Origin of the sequence: Burkholderia multivorans ATCC BAA-247 (genome assembly GCF_000959525.1) — a bacterium.
GTDB lineage: Bacteria > Pseudomonadota > Gammaproteobacteria > Burkholderiales > Burkholderiaceae > Burkholderia > Burkholderia multivorans.
Map to the genome: position 1 here is coordinate 453,976 of NZ_CP009832.1, position 26,734 is coordinate 480,709.

The window sequence follows — 26,734 nt, forward strand, 5'->3', positions numbered from 1 at the left end:
GCACACGCTGTTGGTAACGTTTTCATAGGAGAGGTCGATGAAGAAGAAGCCTGCGGGGACCGTGGTTCGTTCGATCGTGCTCGGCGGCGCGCTGATGTTCGGTGTGCAGCATGCGGCATTCGCGGTGACGGAGATCCAGTTCTGGCACGCGATGGAAGCCGCGCTCGGCGAGCGCGTGAACGAGCTGGCGACGCAATTCAACGCGTCGCAGAGCGATTACAAGATCGTGCCGGTCTTCAAGGGCACCTACGACCAGACGCTCGCGGCCGGTATCGCCGCCTATCGCAGCGGCAACGCGCCGGCGATCCTGCAGGTGTACGAAGTCGGCACGGCCACGATGATGCAGGCGAAGAAGGCCGTCGTGCCGGTGTACGACGTGTTCAGGCAGGCCGGCGTGCCGCTCGACGAAAAGGCGTTCGTGCCGACGATCGCGAGCTACTACAGCGACGCGAAGACGGGCCATCTCGTGTCGATGCCGTTCAACAGCTCGACGCCGGTGCTGTACTACAACAAGGACGCGTTCAAGAAGGCCGGCCTCGACCCGAACCAGCCGCCGAAGACCTGGGCGGACGTGAAGGCCGATTCGGAGAAGCTGCGCAAGGCCGGCATGACGTGCGGCTTCACGACGGGCTGGCAGGGCTGGATTCAGCTCGAGAACTACAGCGCGTGGCATGCGCTGCCGTTCGCGAGCCGCAACAACGGCTTCGACGGCTCGGACGCGGTGCTCGAGTTCAACAAGCCGCAGCAGATTGCGCACGTCGCGTTCCTGCAAGAGATGGCGAAGGACGGCACGTTTACATACGCGGGCCGCAAGGACGAGGCGTCCGCGAAGTTCTATAGCGGCGACTGCGGCATCATGACGACGTCGTCGGGCGCGCTCGCGAACGTGCAGAAATTCGCGAAGTTCAGCTACGGCACCGGGATGATGCCGTACGACGCGAACGTGAAGGGCGCGCCGCAGAATGCGATCATCGGCGGCGCGAGCCTGTGGGTGCTGGCCGGCAAGGATCCGGCGACGTACAAGGGGGTCGCGAAATTCCTCGCGTTCCTCGCGTCGCCGCCGATCGCCGCGAAGTGGCACCAGGAGACGGGCTACCTGCCGGTCACGACCGCCGCCTACGACCTCACGCGCCAGCAGGGCTTCTATGCGAAGAATCCGAGCGCCGAAACCGCGATCAAGCAGATGCTGAACAAGCCGCCGCTGCCCTATACGAAGGGGCTGCGCCTCGGCAACATGCCGCAGATCCGCACGGTCGTCGACGAAGAGCTCGAGCAGGTGTGGGCGCAGAAGAAGTCGCCGAAGGACGCGCTCGACGCGGCGGCGTCGCGCGGCAACGAACTGCTGCGCCGCTTCGAGAAGTCGGGCGGCTGAGCCCGTCTCGCGCCGTGCCGCGGGCCGCGTCGCACATGCGCCGCGCGCCGCGGCGCGGCTTCGTTTCCGTTTCGTCTGACCGGATCTCCGCGATGCAATCCCGTTCCCGTTTCGGCACGAGCCTGCTGCCGTATCTGCTGATCGCGCCGCAGCTCGCGATCACCGCCGTGTTCTTCCTCTGGCCGGCCGGCGTCGCGCTGTGGCAGTCGACGCAGATGCAGGACGCGTTCGGCACGTCGAGCGAGTTCGTCGGCCTCGCGAACTTCGCGCACCTGTTCGCGGATCCGCTCTATCTCGATTCGTTTCGCACGACGCTGGTGTTCAGTGCGCTCGTCACGGTGAGCGGGCTGATCGTGTCGCTGCTGCTCGCCGCATGTGCGGATCGCGTGACGCGCGGCGCGCGCGCGTATCGCACGCTGCTGATCTGGCCGTACGCGGTCGCGCCGACGATCGCGGCCGTGCTTTGGGCCTTCCTGTTCAACCCGAGCATCGGGCTCGTCACGTATGCGCTCGCGAAGCAGGGCATCGTGTGGAACCATGCATTGAACGGCGGGCAGGCGATGTTCCTCGTCGTGCTGGCGTCGGTGTGGAAGCAGGTCAGCTACAACTTCCTGTTCTTCTACGCGGGGCTGCAGGCGATCCCGCGCTCGCTGATCGAGGCGGCCGCGATCGACGGCGCGGGCCCGGTGCGGCGCTTCTTCAACATCGTGCTGCCGCTCCTGTCGCCGACGAGCTTTTTCCTGCTCGTCGTGAATCTCGTCTACGCGTTCTTCGACACGTTTCCGGTGATCGATGCCGCCACCGGCGGCGGCCCGGCGCAGAGCACGAAGACGCTGATCTACAAGATCTTCGCGGAAGGCTTTCAGGGCCTCGACATCGGCAGCTCCGGCGCGCAGTCGGTCGTGCTGATGATCATCGTGGTCGGGCTCACCGTGATCCAGTTCCGCTTCGTCGAACGCAGGGTGCAATACGCATGATCGAGAATCGCAAGGGCTTCGACCTGTTCTGCCACGCGGTGCTGATCGCCGGCGTCGTGCTGATCGTGTTTCCGGTGTACGTCGCGTTCTGCGCGGCGACGATGAACGCGCAGGAAGTGTTCACGGTGCCGCTGTCGCTCGTGCCGAGCACGCATCTGTTCGAGAACGTCGCGTACATCTGGGGGCACGGCAGCGGCGGCACGACCGCGCCGTTCGGCCGATTGCTGCTGAACAGCTTCGCGATGGCGCTCGGGATCGCGGTCGGCAAGATCGCGGTGTCGATCCTGTCCGCGTACGCGATCGTCTATTTCCGCTTTCCGTTTCGCAACGCCGCGTTCTGGCTGATCTTCGTCACGCTGATGCTGCCGGTCGAAGTGCGGATCTTTCCGACCGTGCAGGTCGTGTCGACGCTGCATCTGACGAACAGCTATGCGGGGCTCACGCTGCCGCTGATCGCGTCGGCGACCGCGACCTTCCTGTTCCGCCAGTTCTTCATGACGCTGCCCGACGAGCTGATGGACGCCGCGCGCATCGACGGCGCGGGCCCGCTGCGCTTTTTCTGGGACGTCGTGCTGCCGCTGTCGAAGACGAGCATCGCCGCGCTGTTCGTGATCACGTTCATCTACGGCTGGAACCAGTATCTGTGGCCGATCCTGATCACGACGGAGGCGTCGCTGTCGACGGCGGTGGTCGGAATCAAGACGATGATCGCGAGCGGCGACGCGGCGACCGAATGGCAATACGTAATGGCGGCGACGCTGCTGGCGATGGTGCCGCCGCTCGTCGTCGTGCTGGCGATGCAGCGCTGGTTCGTGCGCGGCCTCGTCGACTCCGAAAAATGAACGACGCACGCAAACGGGAGATGGATCGGGTATGGCTGCGCTGAGCTTGAAGGGCGTCAGGAAATCGTATGACGGCAAGCAGCACGTGCTGCACGGCATCGACGTGGAGATCGCCGACGGCGAATTCATCGTGCTGGTGGGCCCGTCGGGTTGCGGCAAGTCGACGCTGCTGCGGATGATCGCGGGGCTCGAGACCGTGACCGACGGCGAGATCGCGATCGGCGGGCGCGTCGTGAACGCGCTCGAGCCGAAGGATCGCGACATTGCGATGGTGTTTCAGAACTACGCGCTGTATCCGCACATGACGGTCGCGCAGAACATGGGCTATGGGCTGAAGATCCGCGGCATCGACCGCGCGACGATCGACGCGCGCGTCGCCGCGGCCGCGAAGATCCTCGAGCTCGAAGCGCTGCTCGCGCGGCGGCCGCGCGAGCTGTCGGGCGGTCAGCGGCAGCGCGTCGCGATGGGGCGTGCGATCGTGCGCGAGCCGTCGGTGTTTCTGTTCGACGAGCCGCTGTCGAATCTCGACGCGAAGCTGCGCGTGCAGATGCGCCTCGAGATCCAGCGGCTGCACGCGCGGCTCGCGACGACGAGCGTCTACGTGACGCACGACCAGATCGAGGCGATGACGCTCGCGCAGCGCGTGATCGTGATGAACCGCGGCTACGCCGAGCAGATCGGCGCGCCGGTCGACGTGTACGAACGGCCGGCGACGATGTTCGTCGCGGGCTTCATCGGATCGCCGGCGATGAATCTGCTGCACGGCCGGCTGTCGGACGACGGCGCGACGTTTACCGTCGCGGGCGGCGGGCCGGCGCTGCCGGTGGCCGGCGCGCCCGGCATCGGCGGCGCGATCGCGACCGGCCGCGACTGGGTGCTCGGCGTGCGTCCGGAACACATGACGCCGCAGCCCGGCGTCCCGCACGCGACGCTGCCGGTCGATTCGTGCGAACTGCTCGGCGCCGACAATCTCGCGCACGGCCGCTGGGGCAGTCACGACGTCGCGGTGCGGCTGCCGCACGCGGAGCGTCCGGCGCGCGGCAGCGCGCTGGCGGTCGCCCTGCCTGCGCACCGGCTGCATTTCTTCGATCCCGAAACCGGCCGGCGCGCCGACTGAATCCGCAGAGAGGCTGACGATGACTTCCCGCTCCGACTGGCCCTATCCGCGCGTGGTCGCGCACCGCGGCGGCGGCACGCTCGCGCCCGAGAACACGCTCGCGGCGCTCGACGAAGGTGCGCGGCGCGGCCATCGCATGGTCGAGTTCGACGCGAAGCTGTCGGCCGACGACGTCACGTTCCTGCTGCACGACGACACGGTCGAGCGCACCTCGAACGGCCGGGGCGCCGCCGCAGGCATGCGCTATGCGGCGCTCGCGGCGCTCGACGCGGGCGCGTGGCGCGACGCGCGCTTTGCCGGCGAGCGGATGCCGACGCTCGAGGCGGCGGCCGCTCGCTGCATCGCGCTCGGTCTCGCGGCGAACGTCGAGATCAAGCCGTGCCCGGGCCGCGAGCGCGACACCGGGCGGCGCGTGGCCGCCGATGCGGCCGCATACTGGCGCGGCGCGGCGGTGCCGCCGCTGCTGTCGTCCTTCTCGTTCGAGGCGCTGCGCGAGGCGCGCGAGACGGCGCCCGAGCTGCCGCGCGGGATGCTGTACGAAACGGTGCCGCCGGACTGGCACGCGCAGGTCGTCGACGCGCTCGGCTGCGTGTCGCTGCACGCCGACCATACGCGTCTCGACGAAACGCAGGTGCGCGCGATCAAGGCGGCCGGGCTGCGCATCCTGGTTTACACGGTGAACGACCTCGCGCGGGCGCGTGAGCTGGTGCGCTGGGGTGTCGACGCGGTCTGCACGGACCGGATCGACCTGATCGGCCCGCACGCGCTCGACGACGTCGTGCAGGGCGCGGCCTAGCGCGCCAACGAGCCTGACGCGAAAAGACGACGCCCCGGCGCGGTTTGGCCGGGGCGTTTTGCATCGCGGAGACGTTACGGCGGGAAAATTCCGCTACAAATTGCAGCGGGATTAACCATTCCCCAAATATTCGACTACGCTTAGAAACGGTAGCCGACGTTCAGGTACGTGACGATCGGGTTCAGCGAGATGTGGGCTTTCGAGGTTTCGGTCAGCGTGCCGACCTGCGTGCGGCGAGCGGTGGTGAAAGTCGCGGTGACGCTCACCGGCACGTACGAAATCGACAGGCCGGCGAACCAGTGCTTCGTGAAGTTGTACGTGAAGCCTGCGTTGAAGACCGGGGCCCACTGATTGCTCGTCGTTGCACTGGTGGGGCCGCCGAGCACGCCGTTCTCGAACGCGGTGTTCGTGATCTTCGCGCCGGTGAACCAGACGTACGTCGCGCCGATGCCGACATACGGGCGGAATTTCGCGTTCGCGTCGTTGAAGTGGTAGCGCAGCAGCAGTGCGGGGCTCCACTGATACGCGCGGCCGAGCACGCCGAAGTTCGCGAACTGACCTTTTCCGGTGATGTCGAACTTCGGCGGCACACCGAGGACGAATTCGGTGGAAATGTGGTCGGTGAGGAAGTAGCCGGTCGCCAGGCCGAGCGTGTCGGCATCGTTGATGCCCGCACCGGTGTTGGGAACGGACTGATTGACGGGCGTGCCGCCGACGCCATAGACAAAGAGCGGGTCGCTGCTGTCCTGCGGGGACAGGTGAAACCAGCCGGTGCTGACGTAAAAACTACCTGCAGATTGTGCGTGTGCCGTGCCGCCCGCCAGTGCGAATGCGAGCGCCGCGGCCCCCGTAATGGCCAGTTTTCGTTTCATTGTGTCTCCTCCGATCAAAGGCGTGCTCATTATGACGACTGCGTTTAAAACCAAACAAGCTCGTAAGCTAGAGTTTTCTCCCTAGGTTTAGTACGACCGTACGCTTTCGCGCACCGCCGCGCGGGCATTCTACGCAGGTGCGCACATTCGGACCCCCGGGTATTTCCTAACGCGTTCAAACGGACATTCAGCATGGCACGGTTAGCACGACTCTACGTACCCGACCAGCCGCAGCACGTGATACTGCGCGGCCTGGATCAGCAACCCGCGTTCGTTGACGACCAGGACTACGAACTCTTCATCGATTGTCTGAAGGCCGCCGCACGCGATCATCACCTCTCGGTGCACGCCTACGTGCTGCTGCCGCGTCAGGTTCAGCTGCTCGTCACGCCGAGCGACGAGGCGAGCCTGCCGAAAGCGATGCAGGCGGTGGGGCGCCGCTACGTCGCGCATTTCAACCGGCGCTACTCGCGGCGCGGCACGCTGTGGGAAGGCCGCTACCGCGCGACCGTCATCGAAGGCGAACGCTATTTCCTGCTCGCGAGCCGCGTGGTCGAATTGAGCCCGGTGCGCGCGCAGCTCGTCGCGACGCCCGATGCATACCGATGGTCGAGCTACCGGCACCACGTCGGGCTCACCGTCGACAGCCTGATCACCGACCATCCGCTCTACTGGGCGCTCGGCAACACGCCGTTCGAGCGGCAGCGCGCCTACAAGGAGCTGTGCGAGCAGCCGCTCGACGAGCGTCAGGCCGACCAGTTGCAGCAGGCGACGCTGAAGGGCTGGGTGCTCGGCGGCGAAACCTACCGCGAATGGGCTGCGCGCACCGCCAATCGGCGCGTGTCGCCGCTGCCGCGCGGACGCCCCAGAAAGGTGCGCGAGAACACGCCGCCGATCCAGCAGTAAGGGCCGACGGCGGCCACGGAAGCGGCGCTGCGGGCGCCGCTTCTTTTTGCACCAAAACGATACGTCCCCAATAAAACAGCACCAGATCAAGGCGCGCTTTTAAATGGCGTTCGATCAAGCGGTTTTTGTTGCTATTCCTTTGATTCGTCGCGTATATTCCGAATTCCGGTGGCCCGGGCGAAGCGCGCCCTTCCATCGTCGGCCGCGCCGTCTCCCGCCGGGAGCGGGATCGGCGGCAAACAACAAAATGGTTCAACGGCCCTCCGGGCCCCTTTACGACGGTGTCCCCATGAACGACCACCAGCAGCCGCTCGCCGCGGTGCCCGCCGCACAAGGTCTCTACGACCCGCAAAACGAACATGACGCCTGCGGCGTCGGCTTCGTCGCCCACATCAAGGGCAAGAAGAGCCACGAGATCATTCAGCAAGGGCTGAAGATCCTCGAGAACCTCGATCACCGCGGCGCGGTCGGCGCCGATCCGCTGATGGGCGACGGCGCGGGCATCCTGATTCAGATTCCCGACGCGTTCTATCGCGAGGAGATGGCGAAGCAGGGCGTGACGCTGCCGCCGGCCGGCGAATACGGGGTGGGGATGATCTTCCTGCCGAAGGAAAACGCCTCGCGTCTCGCGTGCGAGCAGGAGCTCGAGCGCACGGTGAAGGCCGAAGGGCAGGTCGTGCTCGGCTGGCGCGACGTGCCGGTCGACCACACGATGCCGATTTCGCCGGCCGTAAAGGCCAGCGAGCCGCTGATCCGCCAGATCTTCATCGGCCGCGGCAAGGACATCATGGTGACCGACGCGCTCGAGCGGAAGCTGTACGTGATCCGCAAGACCGCGAGCCACCGCATCCAGGCGCTCAAGCTCAAGCACGGCAAGGAATACTTCGTGCCGTCGATGTCGGCGCGCACGGTCGTCTACAAGGGGCTGCTGCTCGCGGGCCAGGTCGGCGTGTACTACCGCGACCTGCAGGACGAGCGCGTCGTGTCGGCGCTCGCGCTCGTGCACCAGCGCTTCTCGACCAACACGTTCCCGGCGTGGGAGCTTGCCCACCCGTACCGGATGATCGCGCACAACGGCGAGATCAACACCGTGAAGGGCAACGTGAACTGGCTGAACGCGCGCACCGGCGCGATCGCGTCGCACGTGCTCGGCGACGATCTGCCGAAGCTCTGGCCGCTGATCTATCCGGGCCAGTCGGACACCGCATCGTTCGACAACTGTCTCGAACTGCTCGTGATGGCCGGCTATCCGCTCGTGCACGCGGTGATGATGATGATCCCGGAAGCGTGGGAACAGCACACGCTGATGGACGAGAACCGCCGCGCGTTCTACGAATATCACGCCGCGATGATGGAGCCGTGGGACGGCCCGGCCGCGATCGCGTTCACCGACGGCCGTCAGATCGGCGCGACGCTCGACCGTAACGGGCTGCGTCCGGCGCGCTACATCGTCACGGACGACGACCTCGTGATCATGGCGTCGGAAGCCGGCACGCTGCCGATTCCGGAATCGAAGATCGTCAAGAAGTGGCGTCTGCAGCCGGGCAAGATGTTCCTGATCGACATGGAACACGGCCGCATCATCGACGACAAGGAGCTCAAGGACAATCTCGCGAACGCGAAGCCGTACAAGAGCTGGATCGACGCCGTGCGCATCAAGCTCGACGAGATCGAGCCGAAGGCCGAGGAAGTCGCGGCCGGCCGCGCGCAGGGCGCGTCGCTGCTCGATCGCCAGCAGGCGTTCGGCTACACGCAGGAAGACCTGAAGTTCCTGATGGCGCCGATGGCGCAGCAGGGCGAGGAAGCGGTCGGCTCGATGGGCAACGACTCGCCGCTCGCGGTGATGTCGAACAAGAACAAGACGCTCTATCACTACTTCAAGCAGCTGTTCGCGCAGGTCACGAATCCGCCGATCGACCCGATCCGCGAGAACATGGTGATGTCGCTCGTGTCGTTCATCGGCCCGAAGCCGAACCTGCTCGACACGAACAACATCAACCCGCCGATGCGTCTCGAAGTGTCGCAGCCGGTGCTCGACTTCAAGGACATCGCGAAGATCCGCGCGATCGATCAATACACGGGCGGCAAGTTCAGCGCGTATGAGCTGAACATCTGCTACCCGGTCGCGTGGGGCAAGGAAGGCATCGAGGCTCGCCTCGCGTCGCTGTGCGCGGAAGCCGTCGACGCCGTGAAATCCGGCTACAACATCCTGATCGTGTCGGACCGCAAGACGGACGCCGAGCATGTCGCGATTCCGGCGCTGCTCGCGACCTCGGCGATCCACACGCACCTCGTCCAGCAAGGCCTGCGCACGAGCACGGGTCTCGTCGTCGAAACGGGCTCGGCGCGCGAAACGCATCACTTCGCGCTGCTCGCCGGCTACGGCGCGGAAGCCGTGCATCCGTACCTCGCGATGGAGACGCTCGCGAAGATGGCCGAAGGGCTGTCGGGCGACCTGTCGCCGGAGAAGGCCATCTACAACTTCACGAAGGCGATCGGCAAGGGCCTGCAGAAAGTGATGTCGAAGATGGGCATCTCGACGTACATGTCCTACACGGGCGCGCAGATCTTCGAAGCGCTCGGCCTGTCGAGCGACCTCGTCGAGAAGTACTTCAAGGGCACCGCATCGAAGGTCGGCGGGATCGGCCTGTTCGAAGTCGCGGAAGAGGCGATCCGCCTGCACCGCGACGCGTTCGGCGACAACCCGGTCCTGCGCGACATGCTCGACGCGGGCGGCGAGTACGCGTACCGCGTGCGCGGCGAAGACCACATGTGGACGCCCGACTCGATCGCGAAGCTGCAGCACGCGACGCGCAGCAATTCGTACCAGACGTACAAGGAATACGCGCACCTGATCAACGATCAGACCAAGCGTCACATGACGTTCCGCGGGCTGTTCGAGTTCAAGGTCCAGCCGACCAAGGCGATCCCGATCGACGACGTCGAACCGGCGAAGGAAATCGTCAAGCGCTTCGCGACGGGCGCGATGTCGCTCGGCTCGATCAGCACCGAAGCGCACGCGACGCTCGCGATCGCGATGAACCGGATCGGCGGCAAGTCGAACACCGGCGAAGGCGGCGAAGACGAGAACCGTTATCGCAACGAGCTGCGCGGCATTCCGATCAAGGCCGGCGAGACGCTGAAGTCGGTGATCGGCGACGAAGTCGTCTCCGACATTCCGCTGAAGGAAGGCGATTCGCTGCGCTCGAAGATCAAGCAGGTCGCGTCGGGCCGCTTCGGCGTGACGGCCGAGTATCTCGCGTCGGCCGACCAGATCCAGATCAAGATGGCGCAGGGCGCGAAGCCGGGCGAAGGCGGCCAGCTGCCGGGCCACAAGGTGTCCGAGTACATCGGCAAGCTGCGTTATTCGGTGCCGGGCGTCGGCCTGATTTCGCCGCCGCCGCACCACGACATCTACTCGATCGAGGATCTCGCGCAGCTGATTCACGACCTGAAAAACGTGAACCCGGCCGCGAGCATCTCGGTGAAGCTCGTGTCGGAAGTGGGCGTCGGCACGGTCGCCGCAGGTGTCGCGAAGGCGAAGGCCGATCACGTCGTGATCGCCGGCCACGACGGCGGCACCGGCGCATCGCCGCTGTCGTCGGTCAAGCATGCGGGCACGCCGTGGGAGCTCGGCCTCGCGGAAACGCAGCAGACGCTCGTGCTGAACCGCCTGCGCGGGCGCATCCGCGTGCAGGCCGACGGTCAGATGAAGACCGGCCGCGACGTCGTGATCGGCGCGCTGCTCGGCGCGGACGAATTCGGCTTCGCGACGGCGCCGCTCGTCGTCGAAGGCTGCATCATGATGCGCAAGTGCCACCTGAACACGTGCCCGGTCGGCGTCGCGACGCAGGATCCGGTGCTGCGTGCGAAGTTCAAGGGCCAGCCCGAGCACGTCGTCAACTACTTCTTCTTCGTCGCCGAGGAAGTGCGCGAGATCATGGCGCAGCTCGGCATCGCGAAGTTCGACGATCTGATCGGCCGCGCGGATCTGCTCGACATGCGCAAGGGCATCGAGCACTGGAAGGCGAAGGGGCTCGACTTCTCGCGCGTGTTCTACCAGCCGGAAGGCTGCGAGGAGGTCGCCCGCCGCCACGTCGAAAGCCAGGATCACGGGCTCGAGCGCGCGCTCGACCACGTGCTGATCGAGAAGGCGAAGGCCGCGATCGAGAACGGCGAGCATGTGTCGTTCATCCAGCCGGTGCGCAACGTGAACCGCACGGTCGGCGCGATGCTGTCGGGCGTGATCGCGAAGAAGCACGGCCACGACGGCCTCGCGGACGACGCCGTGCACATCCAGCTGAAGGGCACGGCCGGCCAGAGCTTCGGCGCGTTCCTCGCGAAGGGCGTCACGCTCGATCTCGTCGGCGACGGCAACGACTACGTCGGCAAGGGGCTGTCGGGCGGCCGCATCATCATTCGTCCGACCAACGACTTCCGCGGCAAGTCCGAGGAAAACATCATCTGCGGCAACACGGTGATGTACGGCGCGCTCGAAGGCGAAGCCTTCTTCCGCGGCGTCGCGGGCGAACGCTTCTGCGTGCGCAACTCGGGCGCGACGGCGGTCGTCGAGGGCACGGGCGACCACGGCTGCGAATACATGACGGGCGGCACGGTCGTCGTGCTCGGCGAGACGGGGCGCAACTTCGCGGCCGGCATGTCGGGCGGCGTGGCCTACGTGTACGACCCGGACGGCACGTTCGCCGCGAAGTGCAACAAGTCGATGGTCGCGCTCGATCCGGTGCTGCAACAGGCCGAGCAGGAGCGCACGGTCGACCGCGCGCTCTGGCATGCGGGCATGACCGACGAAGCGTTGCTCAAGGGGCTCGTCGAGCGTCACTTCCAGTTCACCGGCTCGCCGCGCGCGAAGTCGCTGCTGGAAAACTGGGACGCGGCGCGGCGCCAGTTCGTGAAGGTGTTCCCGCACGAATACAAGCGCGCGCTGGGCGAGATCGGTGCGAAGAAGGCGGCGAAGGAAGCGCTGGCCGCCTGAGCGACGAACGACATAGCGAAGGCCGCGCGCGCATGAACGCCGCGCGCGGCTCCCCCACCCGATACATCGAACAGAAGAGCACCTTATGGGCAAGGCAACCGGTTTTCTGGAGTTCGAACGCCGCCACGAGGCGTACGAAGCACCGCTCACGCGCGTGAAGCACTACAAGGAATTCGTCGCGGCGCTGTCCGACGCGGACGCGAAGATCCAGGGCGCGCGCTGCATGGACTGCGGCATCCCGTTCTGCAACAACGGCTGCCCGGTCAACAACATCATTCCGGACTTCAACGATCTCGTTTACCGCCAGGACTGGCAGCAGGCGATCGAAGTCCTGCATTCGACGAACAACTTCCCCGAGTTCACGGGCCGCATCTGCCCGGCGCCGTGCGAAGCCGCGTGCACGCTCGGCATCAACAACGATCCGGTCGGCATCAAGTCGATCGAGCACGCGATCATCGACAAGGCGTGGGCCGAAGGCTGGGTGAAGCCGCAGCCGGCCGCGCACAAGACGGGCAAGAAGGTCGCCGTCGTCGGCTCGGGCCCGGCGGGCCTCGCGGCTGCGCAGCAGCTCGCGCGCGCGGGCCACGACGTGACGGTGTTCGAGAAGAACGACCGGATCGGCGGCCTGCTGCGTTACGGGATTCCCGATTTCAAGCTCGAGAAGTGGCTGATCGATCGCCGGATGCGCCAGATGGAAGCGGAAGGCGTGACGTTCCGCACGAGCGTGTTCATCGGCAAGGATCCGCTGCCGGAATCGATCGGCAATCTCGCGAAGGAAACGATCTCGCCGGAGACGCTGAAGGAGGAGTTCGACGCGGTCGTGATCGCGGGCGGCTCGGAGACGCCGCGCGACCTGCCGGTGCCGGGCCGCGAACTGGCCGGCATCCATTTCGCGATGGACTTCCTGCCGCAGCAGAACCGCGTGAATGCCGGCGACAAGCTCGTCGATCAGTTGCTCGCGAAGGGCAAGCACGTCGTCGTGATCGGCGGCGGCGACACCGGTTCGGACTGCGTCGGCACGTCGAACCGCCACGGCGCGAAGCACGTCACGCAGTTCGAACTGCTGCCGCAGCCGCCGGAAGAGGAAAACAAGCCGCTCGTGTGGCCGTACTGGCCGATCAAGCTGCGCACGTCGTCGTCGCACGAGGAAGGCTGCGAGCGCGACTGGGCCGTCGCGACGAAGCGCTTCGAAGGCAAGAACGGCAAGGTCGAGAAGCTCGTCGCGGCGCGCGTCGAGTGGAAGGACGGCAAGATGCAGGAAGTGCCGGGCTCGGAGTTCGAGATGAAGGCCGATCTCGTGCTGCTCGCGATGGGCTTCACGCAGCCGGCCGCGCCGGTGCTCGAGGCGTTCGGCGTCGCGAAGGATGCGCGCGGCAACGCGCGCGCGGCGACCGAAGGCGATCGCGCGTACTACACGTCGGTCGACAAGGTGTTCGCGGCCGGCGATATGCGCCGCGGCCAGTCGCTCGTCGTCTGGGCGATCCGCGAAGGCCGCCAGTGCGCGCGCTCGGTCGACGCGTACCTGATGGGGCATTCGGAACTGCCGCGCTGAGCATCGCGAGCGGGTTTCGATGAAGCCGGGCGTCCGAGAGGGCGCCCGGTTTTTTTTCGGCCGCACGCCTGCGTGCATGCGGTTTCTTGACCGCGTTTCTTCGGCTTCGGCAAGCTTCGCCTCGCCGCCATCGACGCTGCGCCCTGACGCCACGAGCGCCGCATTTTCGCGAAGCATCGCCTAACCTGATCACATTCGACGGCTATTTTTCGCGATCGCGAATCCTTTCGGTTTGTAATGATCCTCGCAAACTGTCATATCATGTCGCCCCTCCGGCCGCTGACGGCCGCCGCCGCATGTTACTGACCTATTTGTAAGGACACTGGATGGAAGCACTCGTGCATGGGCTGATCGACGCCGTCAACGGCGTGCTGTGGAACTACGTGCTGATTGCGCTGCTGCTCGGCGTGGGCGCGTGGTTTACGCTGCGGTTCCGGATGATTCAGCTGAAGGCGTTGTTCCTCAGCATCCGGCTCGTCGGCAGCAAGGGCGAGCCGGGCAGCATCTCGTCGTTCCAGGCATTCGCGACGGGGCTGGCGAGCCGCGTCGGCACCGGCAATATCGCGGGCGTCGCGGTCGCGCTGACGGTCGGCGGGCCGGGCGCGATCTTCTGGATGTGGATGACGGCGCTGGTCGGGATGTCGTCGGCATTCGTCGAGGCGACGCTCGCACAGATCTTCAAGGTGTCGCATCCGGACGGCTCGTATCGCGGCGGTCCCGCATACTACATCCAGACCGGCCTGCGCTCGCGCGGCTTCGGCGTGCTGTTCTCGCTGTCGCTGATCCTCGCGTTCGGCTTCGTGTTCAACGCGGTGCAGGCCAATGCGATCGCCGACGCGTTCGACACATCGTTCGGCTGGCGCCGCGAGACCGTCGGCCTCGGCCTCGTGCTGCTGACCGCGCCGATCATCTTCGGCGGGATCCGACGCATCGCGTCGGTCGCGCAGGTGATCGTGCCGGTGATGGCGATCGGCTATCTCGCGCTCGCGGTCTACGCGGTCGCGACGCACATCACGCTGGTGCCCGGCGTGATCGCGTTGATCGTGAAGAGCGCGTTCGGCCTCGAGCAGGCGGCCGGCGGCCTGACCGGCTATGCGGTCGGCCAGGCGATCGCGATCGGCGTGAAGCGCGGGCTGTTCTCGAACGAGGCCGGCATGGGCAGCGCGCCGAACGCGGCCGCGACGGCGGGCACGCGGCATCCGGTCACGCAGGGGCTGATCCAGATGCTCGGCGTGTTCGTCGACACGATCGTGATCTGCAGTGCGACCGCGTTCGTGATCCTGCTGTCCGGCCAGTATGAGCTCGGCACCGGCATGGAAGGCGCGGCGCTCACGCAGCGCGCGATCTCGAGCCACGTCGGCGACTGGGGCGGCATTTACATGGCCGTCGCGATCTTCTTCCTCGCGTTCTCGTCGGTGATCGGCAATTACGCGTATGCGGAGGGCAACGTCGACTTCATCACGAAGCGGCGCGGCGTGCTGCCGCTGTTCCGCGTCGCGGTGCTCGGCATGGTGATGTTCGGCAGCGTCGGGCAGCTGCCGCTCGTCTGGGCGATGGCCGATACGAGCATGGGGCTGATGGCGATCGTCAACCTGATCGCGATCGTCGCGCTCGGCAAGTACGTGCACGCCGCGTGGCGAGACTATCGTCGCCAGCGTGCGGCAGGCGTCGCCGATCCGGTCTTCACGCGCAACACGATTCCCGAACTCGCGCGCGTGCTGCCGGCCGACGTATGGGGCGAGCACGGCCCGCTACCGCAGCGCCCGGCGGCCGATGCGGTCGGCGGGCCGCGCGTGGCGGTGCGCGAATCATGAACGGCGACCGGCTGCGCGTGTTCGTCGCGCTGATGCCCGATGCGGCGTCGCGCGATGCGCTGCACGCGTTGCCTGTCACACGCGGCGCGCGGCGCACGCTCGCCGCGCAACTGCACGTCACGCTCGCGTTCATCGGCGCGATCGAGCGCGATCGATGCGACGCGCTCGCGGCGCGTCTGCCGGCGCTCGCCGCCGCGCATCCGTTGCCGCCGCAGCCGGTCGAGCGCATCGCGTGGTGGCCGAGCCTGCCGCGGGCGCGGCTGATCGTCGCCGAACTCGCGCGCGAGTCCGCCTGTGCGGCGCTCAACGCGGCGCTGGCGGCGTCGCTCGCCGAACTCGGCCTGCCGGCCGATCCGCGTCCGTTCCGGCCGCACGTGACGCTCGCGCGATTGCCGCGCGAGGCGGTCGGGCAGCCCGCGCACGGCGGCGCGCCGGGGCGGCCGGTCGCGCTGCGCTTCGATGCGCTGACGCTGTTCGAAAGCCGGCTGTCGCACGAAGGCGTATCGCATCGGCCGATCGTGTCGGCGCCGATCGCGTGCCTCGAGCACCGCGGGCCCGGCGAGCCCGGCGAGCGGACCTAACGCGCGTAGCGCGCGAGCGTCAGGCCGGACAGATCGATCTCCGGTTCGCGGCCGGTCACGAGATCCGCGAGCACCTTGCCCGATCCCATCGACATTGCCCAGCCGGTCGAACCGTGGCCGACGTTCAGCCAGAGACCCTCGATTCCGCTCGCGCCGAGCAGCGGCGGCCCGTCGGGCGTCATCGGCCGGCGGCCGGCCCAGAAGCGTACCGACGCGCGGTCCGCCGCATGCGGAAACCAGTCGTCGAGCACGGTCATCAGCGTGTCGAGCGCGCGCTGCCGCAGTGCCGCGCGCCGGTTGCCGAGTTCCGCGGTGCCGGCCACGCGCAGCGTCGGGCCGAAACGCGTGATCGCCGTCTTCAGCGATTCGTCCATCAGCGCGGCCCGTGGCGCGCGTTCGTCGTCGACGACGGAGAGCGTCGCCGAATAGCCCTTCACCGGATACAGCGGCACGTCGATGCCGTAGCGGCCCAGCAGATCGGCACTGTCGACGCCGAGCGCGACGACGATCGCATCGGCGGCGAGCACCGCATCGCCGCGGGCGTCGCCGTTGCCGCCATGCGGACCGGTCGGCGCGATGCACACGCCGCGCGCACGCCGCCCGGCGACGTCGAGCGCACGCACGTCGGTGCCGAAGCGAAACGCCACGCCGTTCGCTTCGCAGAGCGCCCGCAGTTCGCGCGTGAAGCGCGCGCAGTCGCCGGCTTCGTCGTCGGGCAGGTAGATGCCGCCGACGGGCGCCTGCCGCGCCCAGCGCAGCCCCGGTTCGACCGCGATGCAGCCGGCCGCGTCGAGCTCGTGAAACGCGATGCCGGCATCGCGCAGCACGTTCAGTGCGGGCTGCACCATGTCGACGTCGAATGCGCTGCGCAGCAGCTGCAGATAGCCGCGGCTCGCGCCGTAGTCGAACGGATGCCGCGCGCGAAACGCATGCAGACACGCGCGGCTGTAATACGCGATGCGCTGCATCCGCTGCTTGTTCGCGCGGAACCGTTCGAATTCGCATTCGCGCAGCCAGCGTGCGATCCAGCGCCATTGCGCGGGATCGAGCGTCGGGCGGAGGATCAGCGGCGACGCGGGCCGAAACAGGTATTTGACGAGCTTGCCCGGCATCCCGGGCGCGGCCCACGGCGTCACGTAGCCGGGCGCGATCACGCCCGCGTTGCCGAAGCTCGTCGCCTGCGCGACGTCGGCCTCGCGTTCGATCACGGTGACGTCGCAGCCCGCTTCGCGCAGGTGCCAGGCGGTAGCGACGCCGATCACGCCGGCGCCGAGGACGATCACATGCATGCGGTACCCGGCGCGAAACGGCGGTTCACGATGCGACGGCCGGATCGTCGGCCAGCGACTTGCCGCGCGTTTCCGGCAGCACGAGCGCGGCGACGATCACGAGCAGATAGCCGCCGCCGGCGACGAATCCGATCGCCTTCACGAGCGACATCGACTGCGACAGCGAGCCGACGAGGATCGGAAAGAACGAGCCGAGCCCGCGGCCGAGGTTGTAGCAGAAGCCCTGGCCCGAGCCGCGGATCGCACCCGGATAGAGTTCGGACAGATACGCGCCGACGCCCGCGAAGATGCCCTGCACGACGATGCCAAGCGGAAAGCCGAGCGCGAGCATCGCGGTGTCGGTGATCGGCAGCATCGTATAGGCCATCCCGAGCGTGAAGGATCCGATCGCGAACAGGATGAACGATGCGCGGCGGCCGAGCCGGTCGGACAGGATCGCGCCGACCACGTAGCCGACGAACGATCCGACGATCAGCACGACCAGATAGCCGCTCGTGTTGAATACGGACAGGTGCCGGACGGTTTTCAGATAGGTGGGCAGCCAGGTCGTGATCGCGTAGTAGCCGCCGAGCATGCCGGTGCACAATGCGCTGCCGAACAGCGTCGCGCGCAGATGCGGCGGCGAGAAGATCTCGAGGAAGTGGCCCGACACGCGGCCTTCGTCGCGTGCGCGGCGCGTGGCCGTGTAGATGTCGGGATCGCTGACGTTGCGGCGGATATACAAAATCCACAGCGCGGGTGCGATGCCGATCCAGAAGCACGCGCGCCACGCGACCGGTTCCGGCAGCAGCGCGAAGAAGGCCCAGTAGAGAATCGCGGCCGCGGCCCAGCCGAACGACCAGCTGCTCTGCACGGTGCCGACCGCCTTCGCGCGATGCTCGGGCGAGCGGATCGTTTCGGCCATCATGATCGTCACGACCGACCATTCGCCGCCGAAGCCGAAGCCCTGCAGCGTGCGCGTCGCGAGCAGCTGCCAGAACGAGTGCGTGAAGCCGGACAGGCACGTGAACAGCGCGAACGTCGCGATCGTCCACTGCAGCACGCGCACGCGGCCGTAGCGGTCGGCGAGGATGCCGGCGACCCAGCCGCCGATCGCGGACGAGATCAGCGAGCTCGTCGCGATCATGCCGGCCTCGCTCTTCGTCATGCCCCAGGTCGCGATCAGCGTCGGAATCAGGAACGAGTAGATCATGAAGTCGAACGCGTCGACTGCATAGCCGCCGAAGCCCGCATACAGCGTGCGGCGCTCGCGCGACGACAGTTCTCGAAACCACTGGATTGCCTGCATGCCGCTGTCTCCCGTCCCGTTCGTCATCGTGGTGCCGTGTGGCGGCTATTGTACGGTCGGGATCGCGTGTGCCAAAAAGGCTGACGCGAGGCGGTGCGATCGGCGAGGCGGGAAGGCGGGATGCGACGCAAACCGTTGCGGTCGCAACGGTGCACGCGCACGTCAGAGCGTCAGGCCGCCGTCGACATGCACGACCTGACCGGTGATCTGTCGCGCCGCGTCGGAGAGCAGGAACGCGATCAGCGCGGCGACATCGTCGGGTTCGGCGATCCGGCCGAGCGGCGTCGCGTGCGCTGCGTGCGCCCACGCACCGGCGTTGTCGGCGCTCGGGCCGCGGTCCTTGCGCGTGAAGCCCGGCGCGACCGCGTTGACGGTGATCGCGCAAGCCGCGAATTCGGCGGCCGCGCTGCGTACCAGCGATTCGAGCGCGGCCTTCGCCGCCGCGGTCGCGGCGAACGGCGCGTCCGCGCGATAGCGGTGTGCGACGAACGAGCTGACCGCGACGATCCGCGCCGCGGCCGACGCTTCGAGCAGCGGCCGCGCACGCGATGCGAGCGCCGCGAATGCGCCCGGCATCGCCGCAAACGCGGACGCGAGCGCATCGGCGGACAGATCGGACACGGACTGCCGCGCCGCGAAGCCGGCGTTCGCGACCAGATGGTCGAGCCCGCCGAATTCCGTAGCGGTCGTATCGACGAGCCGGGCCGCGACGCCCGGATCGGCGAGATCGCCGGTCAGCGCGATGCATCGTGCGCCGGCGGCCGTGCACGCGTGCACGACGTCGGCGAGCCGCGTACGCGACGCGTCGTCCGCGCCGCGCGCGTGCAGCGCGAGCACGACGCCCGGTGCGGCGAGCCGGCGCGCGAGCGCCGCGCCGATCCCCGAACCGGCGCCGGTGATCAGTGCGATGCGCGCCGCGCGCGCGCTCACGCGGCCACCTTGTCGCTGTCGTTCACGCGCTCGACGTTGATCGTACCGCCGTGGAACGCGGCCAGCGATTCGCGGTGCGCGATGCTGACGATCGCGGCCTTCGGCAGCCGCTCGGCGAACAGGCGATAGAGCCGCGCCTCGTTGTCGGCATCGAGCGCGCTCGTCGCTTCGTCGAGGAACAGGAAGTCGGGCTTGTGCAGCAGCACGCGCGCGCCGGCGAGACGCTGCTGTTCGCCGGGCGACAGCACGCGCGTCCAGTGCGCGGTTTCGTCGAGCCGGTCGACGTAGTCTTCGAGGTGGCATGCGCGCAGCGCGTCGCGGCACGCGTCGTCACCGAACGCATCGGGCGCCGACGGATAGGCGAGCGCCGCCTTCAGCGTGCCGATCGGCAGATAGCTCGATTGCGGGACGAACATCATGCGCGCGCCGACCGGTGCGTCGATCGCGCCGTCGCCGAACGGCCACAGCCCGGCGAGCGCGCGCATGAACGTGCTCTTGCCGGAGCCCGACTTGCCGACCACGAGCCAGCGCGAACCCGGCTCGATCGTCACGCTGCCGATGTTGGCGAGCGCGTTGCCGTTTGGCAGTGCGAGCTTCAGCGACGACGTCGACAGCTTCGCGGCATTCACATAGTGCAGGTTGATGCCGCCGTGCTCGGTCGCGGGCGACAGGCTTTCCTTCAGATGCGAGGTGCGCATCACGCGCTTGAATTCGCGCAGACGGTTGACGGTCGCGCGCCACTCGACCAGCGTGCGATAGCTGTTGAGGAACCACGAGAACGAATCGCTGACCGTGCCGAATGCGGACGAGATCTGCATCAGCACGCCGAGCGTGAAGGCGCCCGCGAAGTAGCGCGGCGCTGCGACGACGAACGGGAAGATGATCGCGATCTGTCCGTAGAACGCGTTCACGAACGTCAGGCGCTTCGTGTATTTCATGACGCGCCACCAGTTGTCGCGGATGCGCAGGAAGAGGCCCTGCGCATTGCGGTTTTCGGTGTCTTCGCCGTCGTAGAACGCGATCTGCTCGGCATTTTCGCGCACGCGGATCAGCCCGAAGCGGAAGTCCGCCTCGACGCGCTGCTGCTGGTAGTTGATCGACACGAGGGGCCGGCCGACCTTCTGGATCACGAGCGAGCCGACCACCGCGTAGAGCGCGGCGGCCCACACCATGTAGCCGGGGATCGAGACGGGCGTGGCGCCGAGCGACAGCGTCAGCGCGCCGCCGAGCGTCCAGAGGATCGTGATGAACGACGCGAGCGTGACGACCGTCGAGAGCAGATCGAGCGACAGCGACAGCGTGGTCGTCGCGAACGCCTGCAGGTCGTCGGCCACGCGCTGGTCGGGGTTGTCGGCGAGGCGGTCGCGTTCGATGCGGTAGAACGCGCGGTCGCCGAGCCATTCGCCGAGAAAGCGGTCGGTCAGCCACTGGCGCCAGCGGAAGCCGAGCATCTGCCGCAAGTACAGCCCGTACACCGCGAGGATGATGAAGCCGAACGCGAGCATCGAGAACTGCATCATCAGATGCGGGAAATCGTGCACGTTCTTGGTCTGCAGCGCGTTATAGAACTGCGCGTTCCACTTGTTCAGCTGGACGTTGATCCAGACGACGCAGAGATTGATCGCGATGATCGTGACGAGCAGCGCCCACGCGACTTTCCATTCGGACGACACCCAGTAGGGCTTGATGAGGCTCCATGCGGATACCGGGCGCTCGTCCTGCGGCGCGTCGGAGGCGGAGCGGACGGGATCGATCGATTGGGTCATGTGCTTCCTGATGAGTGGCCGGCGCACGGGCCGGGCGAAGCCGGGCGTGCGCCGCGAGACGGCATGCCGGGACGAGTGCTCGCCGACGGCGGGCGTCCGGATGGTGACCCGCGCGTCTTAAACGGCACTTAAAGGCCGGCGGTGGCGCAACAACCGGCCGCTCGCGCGGCCGGCCTGCCGGGCATTGTGCCAGAGCGGCGCCGCGCGACGTCGATTTGCCGAACGGGGACAGTTTGCGACGTTTTCCGCTTTTATGGTCTAATGGCCGACGACGAAACAGGGGTGCTTCGTGCGCGGCCGACGGTGTTCCGGGCGGCGCGGCGAGGCTGAGAAAGACCCTTCGCACCCGATCCGGGTAATACCGGCGAGGGAAGTTTCTGATCCCGCCGGGCCGCGCTGGCTGCCATCCCATTGTCAGCGCCCGAGTCCCGCCCGGCCGGCCTTTGCTGCCGGTTTCGTCCTTTTGGGTACGCGCGCCGCGCGTTACGGAAGGAACCGATGACCGATCAATCTTCAGTTGTTTCAGTCTGTCGCGCGGGTTCGCGCGCCGCTTCGCCGCATGCGTCGGCGTGCGCCGGGCGCGCGCGGGCGGGCGGCGCGGAGGGCGCGCGATGAACGTTCACGATTCGCGGCCCGACTTCGCGATCCTCGGCGGCGGCCTCGTCGGCCGGCTGATCGCGTGGCGGCTCGCGGGCGACGGGCATCGCGTCGCGCTGTACGAGCGCGGCGGCCCGGACGGCGAGCGTTCGGCGGCGTGGATCGCGGCCGCGATGCTCGCGCCGCTCGCCGAAGCGGCCAGCGCCGAACTGCTGATCACCGAGCTCGGCGCCGCGTCGCTGGCGCGCTGGCCGCAGTGGCTCGCCGAACTGCCCGAACCGGTGTTCTTCCAGCAGCACGGCACGCTCGTCGTCTGGCATCACGCCGACCGCGCGGAAGCGCCGCTGTTCGAGCGCCGCGTGCGCGCGAATGCGCCGGCCGACCTGTTCGACGGTGGCTTCGTCACGCTCTCGGGTGCGCAGGTCGACGCGGCCGAGTCCGCGCTCGCGGGCCGTTTCGCACGCGGCCTGCTGCTGCCGCGCGAAGGTCAGCTCGACAACCGGCAGGCGCTGCGCGCGCTCGCCGCGGGGCTCGCCGAACGCGGCGTCGACACGCACTGGCACGCGGCGGTCGACGACGCCCACCTGCCGGCTGCGCATTTCACGATCGACTGCCGCGGGCTCGGCGCGAAACCGGCGCTGCCGGCGTTGCGCGGCATCCGCGGCGAAGTCGCGCGCGTGCATGCGCCGGGCATCGGGCTCACGCGTCCGGTGCGGCTGCTGCATCCGCGCTACCCGCTGTACATCGCGCCGAAGCAGGACGATCTCTATGTGATCGGCGCGACGGAAGTGGAGGGCGAGGACATGTCGCCCGTGAGCGTGCGTTCCGCGCTCGAGCTGCTGAGCGCCGCGTTCTCCGTGCATCCCGCATTCGGCGAGGCGCGCATCCTCGAGCTGAACGCGCAGTGCCGGCCGACGCTGCCCGATCATCGCCCGGCCGTGATCTGGGACGGCGCATCGACGCTGGCCGTCAACGGCCTGTACCGGCACGGCTTCATGATCGCGCCGGAAGTCGCGCACGCGGCCGTCGCGCTCGCGCAGGCCGCGCTCGACGGCACGCTGCGCGATCCCGACGCGTTCGCCGCATGGCGCGACGCGGCGCGCTGGCCGACGCTCCTTCATCACCGCGACGACGCGCGCCAGCCGGCCTGACGCACGCCGCCGCCCGATTCCGACGAAGCCTCATGGACATCCAGATCAACCAACAGACCCTGACGCTGCCCGACGGCGCGACGGTCGCCGACGCGCTGGCCGCGTACGGCGCGCGCCCGCCGTACGCGGTCGCGGTGAACGGCAACTTCGTCGCGCGCACGCAGCACGCGGCGCGCACGCTCGCGGCGGGCGACCGGCTCGACGTCGTGCACCCCGTCGCGGGCGGCTGAACGCCGCCGGTTCGTCCCGCTCTTCCAGGAAAACGACATGACGTCCCTCACCCCCGCCGACGCGCTGACGCTGTACGGCGAAACCTTCGCAAGCCGCGTGCTGCTCGGCACGTCGCGCTATCCGTCGCTGCAGTCGCTGTCCGATTCGATCGCCGCGTCGCGGCCGGGCATGGTCACGGTCGCGCTGCGCCGCCAGATGACGGGCGGCACGGCCGAAGCCGGCTTCTTCGATCTGCTGAAGCGCCATGCGGTGCCGTTGCTGCCGAACACGGCCGGCTGCCAGACCGTCGCCGAGGCCGTGACGACCGCGCACATGGCGCGCGAAGTATTCGAAACCGACTGGATCAAGCTCGAACTGATCGGCGACGACTACACGCTGCAGCCGGATCCGGTCGGGCTGATCGAGGCGGCCGCGCAACTGATCAAGGACGGCTTCAAGGTGCTGCCGTACTGCACCGAGGATCTGGTGATCGGCCGCCGCCTGCTTGACGTCGGCTGCGAGGCGCTGATGCCGTGGGGCGCGCCGATCGGCACCGGCAAGGGCGTCGTCAATCCATACGGCCTGCGTGTGCTGCGCGAGCGGCTGCCCGATGTGCCGCTGATCGTCGACGCGGGGCTCGGCGTGCCGTCGCACGCCTGTCAGGTGATGGAGTGGGGCTTCGACGGCGTGCTGCTGAATACGGCCGTGTCGCAGGCGACGCACCCGGAAATCATGGCGCGCGCGTTCGCGCAGGGCGTCGAGGCCGGCCGCGCCGCGTATCTCGCCGGCCCGATGGACGCACGTGAAACCGCGCACGCGAGCACGCCGGTCGTCGGGATGCCGTTCTGGCATCAGGACGGAGGCGGCGCATGAGCGCGCGTTTTGCCGACGCCTTCTGGCCGCCCGCCGACGAGCTCGCCGAAGCGGCCGAACGCATCCGTGCGCGGCTCGGCGACTGGCCGCGCGCCGCTGCGCCGTGGCGGCTCTGCATGACCGCGCCCGACGCGCCGGCCGACGGCGACGTGCTGATCGTGTCGCGCGGCGATCGCGCGGGGCAGGCGCGCGCATCGGCCGTGTCGCGGCCCGCATCGCCGAACGCCGTCGCGATCGAATTCGACGAGCGCGGCGCGGCGCTGCACGCGGCCGGCGCGCGCTACGCGCTCGATGCCGCGCATGCGCTCGCGGACGACTGGATCGCGGCGCTCGCCGCCTTTCTCGATTGCGGTTTCGCGCCGCTCGACGCGCTGGTGCTCGCGCTCGCGTGGCGCGACGGCGACGAGACGCGCGCCGACGACGCATGGCCCGTCGACGCCGCGCAGTTTCCGCGCGTCGCCGGGCTGCCGGCCGCCGCCGAGCCGGCATTCGCGCCATGCCCGGCGCGCCTGGGCCTCTATCCGGTCGTACCGGACGCCGAGTGGGTCGAACGCGTGCTCGACTGCGGCGTGCAGACGGTACAGCTGCGCGTGAAGGGCGCGGCGCCGGACGCGCTGCGCCGCGAAATCGCGCGCGCGGTCGCGGCGGGCCGCCGCTATCCGGATGCGCGCGTGTTCATCAACGATTACTGGCAGATCGCGGCAGATGAGGGCGCGTACGGCGTACATCTCGGTCAGGAAGATCTCGAAACCGCCGATCTCGCCGCGCTCGCACGCGCGGGGCTGCGGCTCGGGCTGTCGAGCCACGGCTATTACGAGATGCTGCGCGCACTGCACGAACGGCCGAGCTACCTCGCGCTCGGGCCCGTGTTCGCGACCGCGACCAAGGCCGTTGCCGCGCCGCCGCAGGGGCTCGCGCGGATTGCGCGCTACGCGCGCTTCGTCGGCTCGAGCGTGCCGCTCGTCGCGATCGGCGGCGTCGGGCTCGACGCCTTGCCGGCCGTGCTCGCGACCGGCGTCGGCAGCGTCGCGGTGGTCAGCGCGGTGACCGGCGCGGCTGATTACCGCGCGGCGATTACTGCGCTGCAGCGGTGCTTTGTGCCCCCTATTTGACAATCGTTGACCGCGCGGTCGGGAAAGGCGTCACGACATCATTCCGAGGCAGGCCCTATAATTCGGCGTTCTGCGTAAAAGGACTGTCCGCTCCGTGAGCCCCTCTCCTACCGAGACACTGCTGGAACTTCGCGACGTCGACTTTGGCTACGGCGACCGCCTCGTGCTGTCGAACCTGAACATGCGCTTCGGGCGCGGGCAGGTGGTCGCGGTGATGGGCGGGTCGGGTTGCGGCAAGACGACCGTGCTGCGCCTGATCGGCGGGCTCGTGCGCGCGCGTCGCGGCCAGGTGCTGTTCGACGGCGCCGACGTCGGCGCGCAGACGCGCGACGGCCTGTACGCGCTGCGCCGCAAGATGGGGATGCTGTTCCAGTTCGGCGCGCTGTTTACCGACATGTCGGTGTTCGACAACGTCGCGTTCGCGCTGCGCGAGCACACCGACCTGCCCGAAGAGCTGATCCGCGACCTCGTGCTGATGAAGCTGAACGCGGTGGGCCTGCGCGGCGCGCGCGACCTGATGCCGTCCGAGGTGTCGGGCGGCATGGCGCGCCGCATCGCGCTCGCGCGCGCGATCGCGCTCGATCCGCAACTGATCATGTACGACGAGCCGTTCGCGGGCCTCGACCCGATCTCGCTCGGCATCACCGCGAATCTGATCCGCACGCTGAACCAGGCGCTCGGCGCGACGTCGATCCTCGTCACGCACGACGTGCCGGAATCGTTCGCGATCGCCGACTACGTCTACTTCCTGGCCAACGGCGGCGTGCTCGCGCAGGGCACGCCCGACGAGCTGCGCGCCTCGACCGATCCGAGCGTGCGTCAGTTCATCGACGGCGCGCCGGACGGCCCGTTCAAATTTCACTACACGAGCCCGCCGCTGGCGGCGGATTTCGGGCTCGGCGGAGGACGCGCATGATCAGCGCGATCGGACGTTACGTCATCGGCGGCCTCGAACGCGCGGGCTACGGCACGCGGCTGTTCGTGCGTCTCGTGCTCGAATTCTTCCCGTTGCTGCGCCGGCCGCGGCTCGTCACGAAGCAGATCCACTTCCTCGGCAACTACTCGTTCGTGATCATCGCCGTGTCGGGGCTGTTCGTCGGCTTCGTGCTCGGGCTGCAGGGCTATTACACGCTGAACCGCTACGGCTCCGAGCAGGCACTCGGGCTGCTCGTCGCGCTGTCGCTCGTGCGCGAGCTCGGCCCGGTCGTCACGGCGCTGCTGTTCGCGGGGCGCGCGGGCACGTCGTTGACCGCCGAGATCGGGCTGATGAAGGCCGGCGAGCAGCTGACCGCGCTCGAAATGATGGCCGTCGATCCGATCAAGACGGTGATCGCGCCGCGTATGTGGGCCGGGATCATCACGATGCCGCTGCTTGCGGCGATCTTCAACGCGGTCGGCGTGCTCGGCGGCTATTTCGTCGGCGTCGTGCTGATCGGCGTCGACCCGGGCGCGTTCTGGTCGCAGATGCAGGGCGGCGTCGAAGTGTGGGCCGACGTCGGCAACGGCGTGCTGAAAAGCATCGTGTTCGGCTTCGCGGTGACCTTCATTGCACTGTTTCAAGGGTACGAGGCGAAGCCCACGCCCGAGGGCGTGTCGCGCGCGACGACCAAGACCGTCGTGTTCGCATCGCTTGCCGTACTCGGTCTCGATTTCCTGCTGACCGCGCTGATGTTCAGCTAAGCCTCAGCCAAGCCAA

Annotated in this window: 21 protein-coding genes and 1 riboswitch; of the genes, 16 read left to right on the forward strand and 5 right to left on the reverse strand. The window is 68.0% G+C overall.

Annotated features, from left to right (window positions below; translation table 11 throughout):
- Positions 1–37 precede the first annotated feature (37 nt).
- From ugpB to ugpQ, 5 genes are all read left to right on the forward strand, one after another.
- Positions 38–1,372, forward strand: a complete 1,335-nt coding sequence (ugpB, locus tag NP80_RS14585; RefSeq protein ID WP_006411272.1) for a sn-glycerol-3-phosphate ABC transporter substrate-binding protein UgpB — start codon at positions 38–40, stop codon at positions 1,370–1,372.
- 92 nt (positions 1,373–1,464) lie between these two features.
- Entirely contained in the window at positions 1,465–2,349 is an 885-nt protein-coding gene (gene ugpA, locus NP80_RS14590) for a sn-glycerol-3-phosphate ABC transporter permease UgpA (protein WP_035947782.1), read from the forward strand.
- Positions 2,346–3,191 (forward strand): sn-glycerol-3-phosphate ABC transporter permease UgpE, encoded by an 846-nt coding sequence (gene ugpE, locus NP80_RS14595; protein WP_006407001.1) that lies wholly within the window; start codon positions 2,346–2,348, stop codon positions 3,189–3,191. Before ugpA ends, ugpE begins: the two co-directional genes overlap by 4 nt.
- Positions 3,192–3,222: 31 nt before the next feature.
- Entirely contained in the window at positions 3,223–4,308 is a 1,086-nt protein-coding gene (locus NP80_RS14600; RefSeq protein WP_045593833.1) for a sn-glycerol-3-phosphate import ATP-binding protein UgpC, read from the forward strand.
- Between the two features lie 19 nt (positions 4,309–4,327).
- A complete protein-coding gene (ugpQ, locus tag NP80_RS14605; protein WP_006400612.1) occupies positions 4,328–5,104 on the forward strand; it encodes a glycerophosphodiester phosphodiesterase in 777 nt (258 codons plus the stop codon).
- A gap of 140 nt (positions 5,105–5,244) precedes the next feature.
- Here the strand turns inward: ugpQ and NP80_RS14610 are convergent, their stop codons facing one another.
- Complete coding sequence (locus NP80_RS14610; protein WP_006406998.1) at positions 5,245–5,976, reverse strand: OmpW/AlkL family protein; 732 nt, start codon at positions 5,974–5,976, stop codon at positions 5,245–5,247.
- A gap of 192 nt (positions 5,977–6,168) precedes the next feature.
- On the opposite strand from NP80_RS14610, the gene NP80_RS14615 reads away from it, so the two are divergent.
- The 5 genes from NP80_RS14615 (at position 6,169) to thpR (ending at position 15,822) form a co-directional block, all read left to right on the forward strand.
- Positions 6,169–6,882 carry a transposase gene (locus tag NP80_RS14615; RefSeq protein WP_006400610.1) on the forward strand — a complete coding sequence of 238 codons (714 nt, stop codon included), beginning with the start codon at positions 6,169–6,171 and terminating at the stop codon, positions 6,880–6,882.
- A gap of 289 nt (positions 6,883–7,171) precedes the next feature.
- Positions 7,172–11,875 (forward strand): glutamate synthase-related protein, encoded by a 4,704-nt coding sequence (locus tag NP80_RS14620; protein ID WP_006400609.1) that lies wholly within the window; start codon positions 7,172–7,174, stop codon positions 11,873–11,875.
- Positions 11,876–11,960: 85 nt separating this feature from the next.
- Positions 11,961–13,427, forward strand: coding sequence for a glutamate synthase subunit beta (locus NP80_RS14625; protein WP_006400608.1), 1,467 nt, complete (start codon positions 11,961–11,963; stop codon positions 13,425–13,427).
- 326 nt (positions 13,428–13,753) lie between these two features.
- On the forward strand, positions 13,754–15,241 hold the full coding sequence (locus NP80_RS14630) for an alanine/glycine:cation symporter family protein (RefSeq protein WP_006410085.1): 1,488 nt from the start codon (positions 13,754–13,756) through the stop codon (positions 15,239–15,241).
- Positions 15,238–15,822, forward strand: a complete 585-nt coding sequence (gene thpR / locus NP80_RS14635) for an RNA 2',3'-cyclic phosphodiesterase (protein ID WP_006406994.1) — start codon at positions 15,238–15,240, stop codon at positions 15,820–15,822. Before NP80_RS14630 ends, thpR begins: the two co-directional genes overlap by 4 nt.
- Here thpR and NP80_RS14640 read toward each other — a convergent pair.
- The 4 genes from NP80_RS14640 to NP80_RS14655 form a co-directional block, all read right to left on the reverse strand.
- Positions 15,819–17,111, reverse strand: coding sequence for a D-amino acid dehydrogenase (locus tag NP80_RS14640; protein WP_006410088.1), 1,293 nt, complete (start codon positions 17,109–17,111; stop codon positions 15,819–15,821). The genes thpR and NP80_RS14640 overlap by 4 nt on opposite strands.
- Before the next feature lie 25 nt (positions 17,112–17,136).
- Positions 17,137–18,399 carry an MFS transporter gene (locus tag NP80_RS14645; RefSeq protein ID WP_006406992.1) on the reverse strand — a complete coding sequence of 421 codons (1,263 nt, stop codon included), beginning with the start codon at positions 18,397–18,399 and terminating at the stop codon, positions 17,137–17,139.
- A 162-nt stretch (positions 18,400–18,561) separates the two neighbouring features.
- Positions 18,562–19,329 (reverse strand): SDR family NAD(P)-dependent oxidoreductase, encoded by a 768-nt coding sequence (locus NP80_RS14650; protein ID WP_006410084.1) that lies wholly within the window; start codon positions 19,327–19,329, stop codon positions 18,562–18,564.
- Complete coding sequence (locus NP80_RS14655) at positions 19,326–21,095, reverse strand: ABC transporter ATP-binding protein/permease (RefSeq protein WP_006406990.1); 1,770 nt, start codon at positions 21,093–21,095, stop codon at positions 19,326–19,328. The genes NP80_RS14650 and NP80_RS14655 overlap by 4 nt, the downstream gene beginning before the upstream one ends.
- Before the next feature lie 268 nt (positions 21,096–21,363).
- Positions 21,364–21,485: riboswitch (TPP riboswitch) on the forward strand.
- Positions 21,486–21,706: 221 nt separating this feature from the next.
- On the opposite strand from NP80_RS14655, the gene NP80_RS14660 reads away from it, so the two are divergent.
- From NP80_RS14660 to mlaE, 6 genes are all read left to right on the forward strand, one after another.
- Entirely contained in the window at positions 21,707–22,843 is a 1,137-nt protein-coding gene (locus tag NP80_RS14660) for an FAD-dependent oxidoreductase (RefSeq protein ID WP_006410087.1), read from the forward strand.
- 32 nt (positions 22,844–22,875) lie between these two features.
- On the forward strand, positions 22,876–23,073 hold the full coding sequence (gene thiS / locus NP80_RS14665; protein WP_006400598.1) for a sulfur carrier protein ThiS: 198 nt from the start codon (positions 22,876–22,878) through the stop codon (positions 23,071–23,073).
- 37 nt (positions 23,074–23,110) lie between these two features.
- A complete protein-coding gene (locus tag NP80_RS14670; RefSeq protein WP_006400597.1) occupies positions 23,111–23,926 on the forward strand; it encodes a thiazole synthase in 816 nt (271 codons plus the stop codon).
- Positions 23,923–25,038, forward strand: coding sequence for a thiamine phosphate synthase (gene thiE / locus NP80_RS29640; RefSeq protein ID WP_045593840.1), 1,116 nt, complete (start codon positions 23,923–23,925; stop codon positions 25,036–25,038). Before NP80_RS14670 ends, thiE begins: the two co-directional genes overlap by 4 nt.
- Positions 25,039–25,132: 94 nt before the next feature.
- A complete protein-coding gene (locus NP80_RS14680; RefSeq protein ID WP_006400595.1) occupies positions 25,133–25,954 on the forward strand; it encodes an ABC transporter ATP-binding protein in 822 nt (273 codons plus the stop codon).
- Positions 25,951–26,718, forward strand: coding sequence for a lipid asymmetry maintenance ABC transporter permease subunit MlaE (gene mlaE, locus NP80_RS14685; protein ID WP_006400594.1), 768 nt, complete (start codon positions 25,951–25,953; stop codon positions 26,716–26,718). The genes NP80_RS14680 and mlaE overlap by 4 nt, the downstream gene beginning before the upstream one ends.
- The last annotated feature ends 16 nt before the right edge of the window (positions 26,719–26,734 follow it).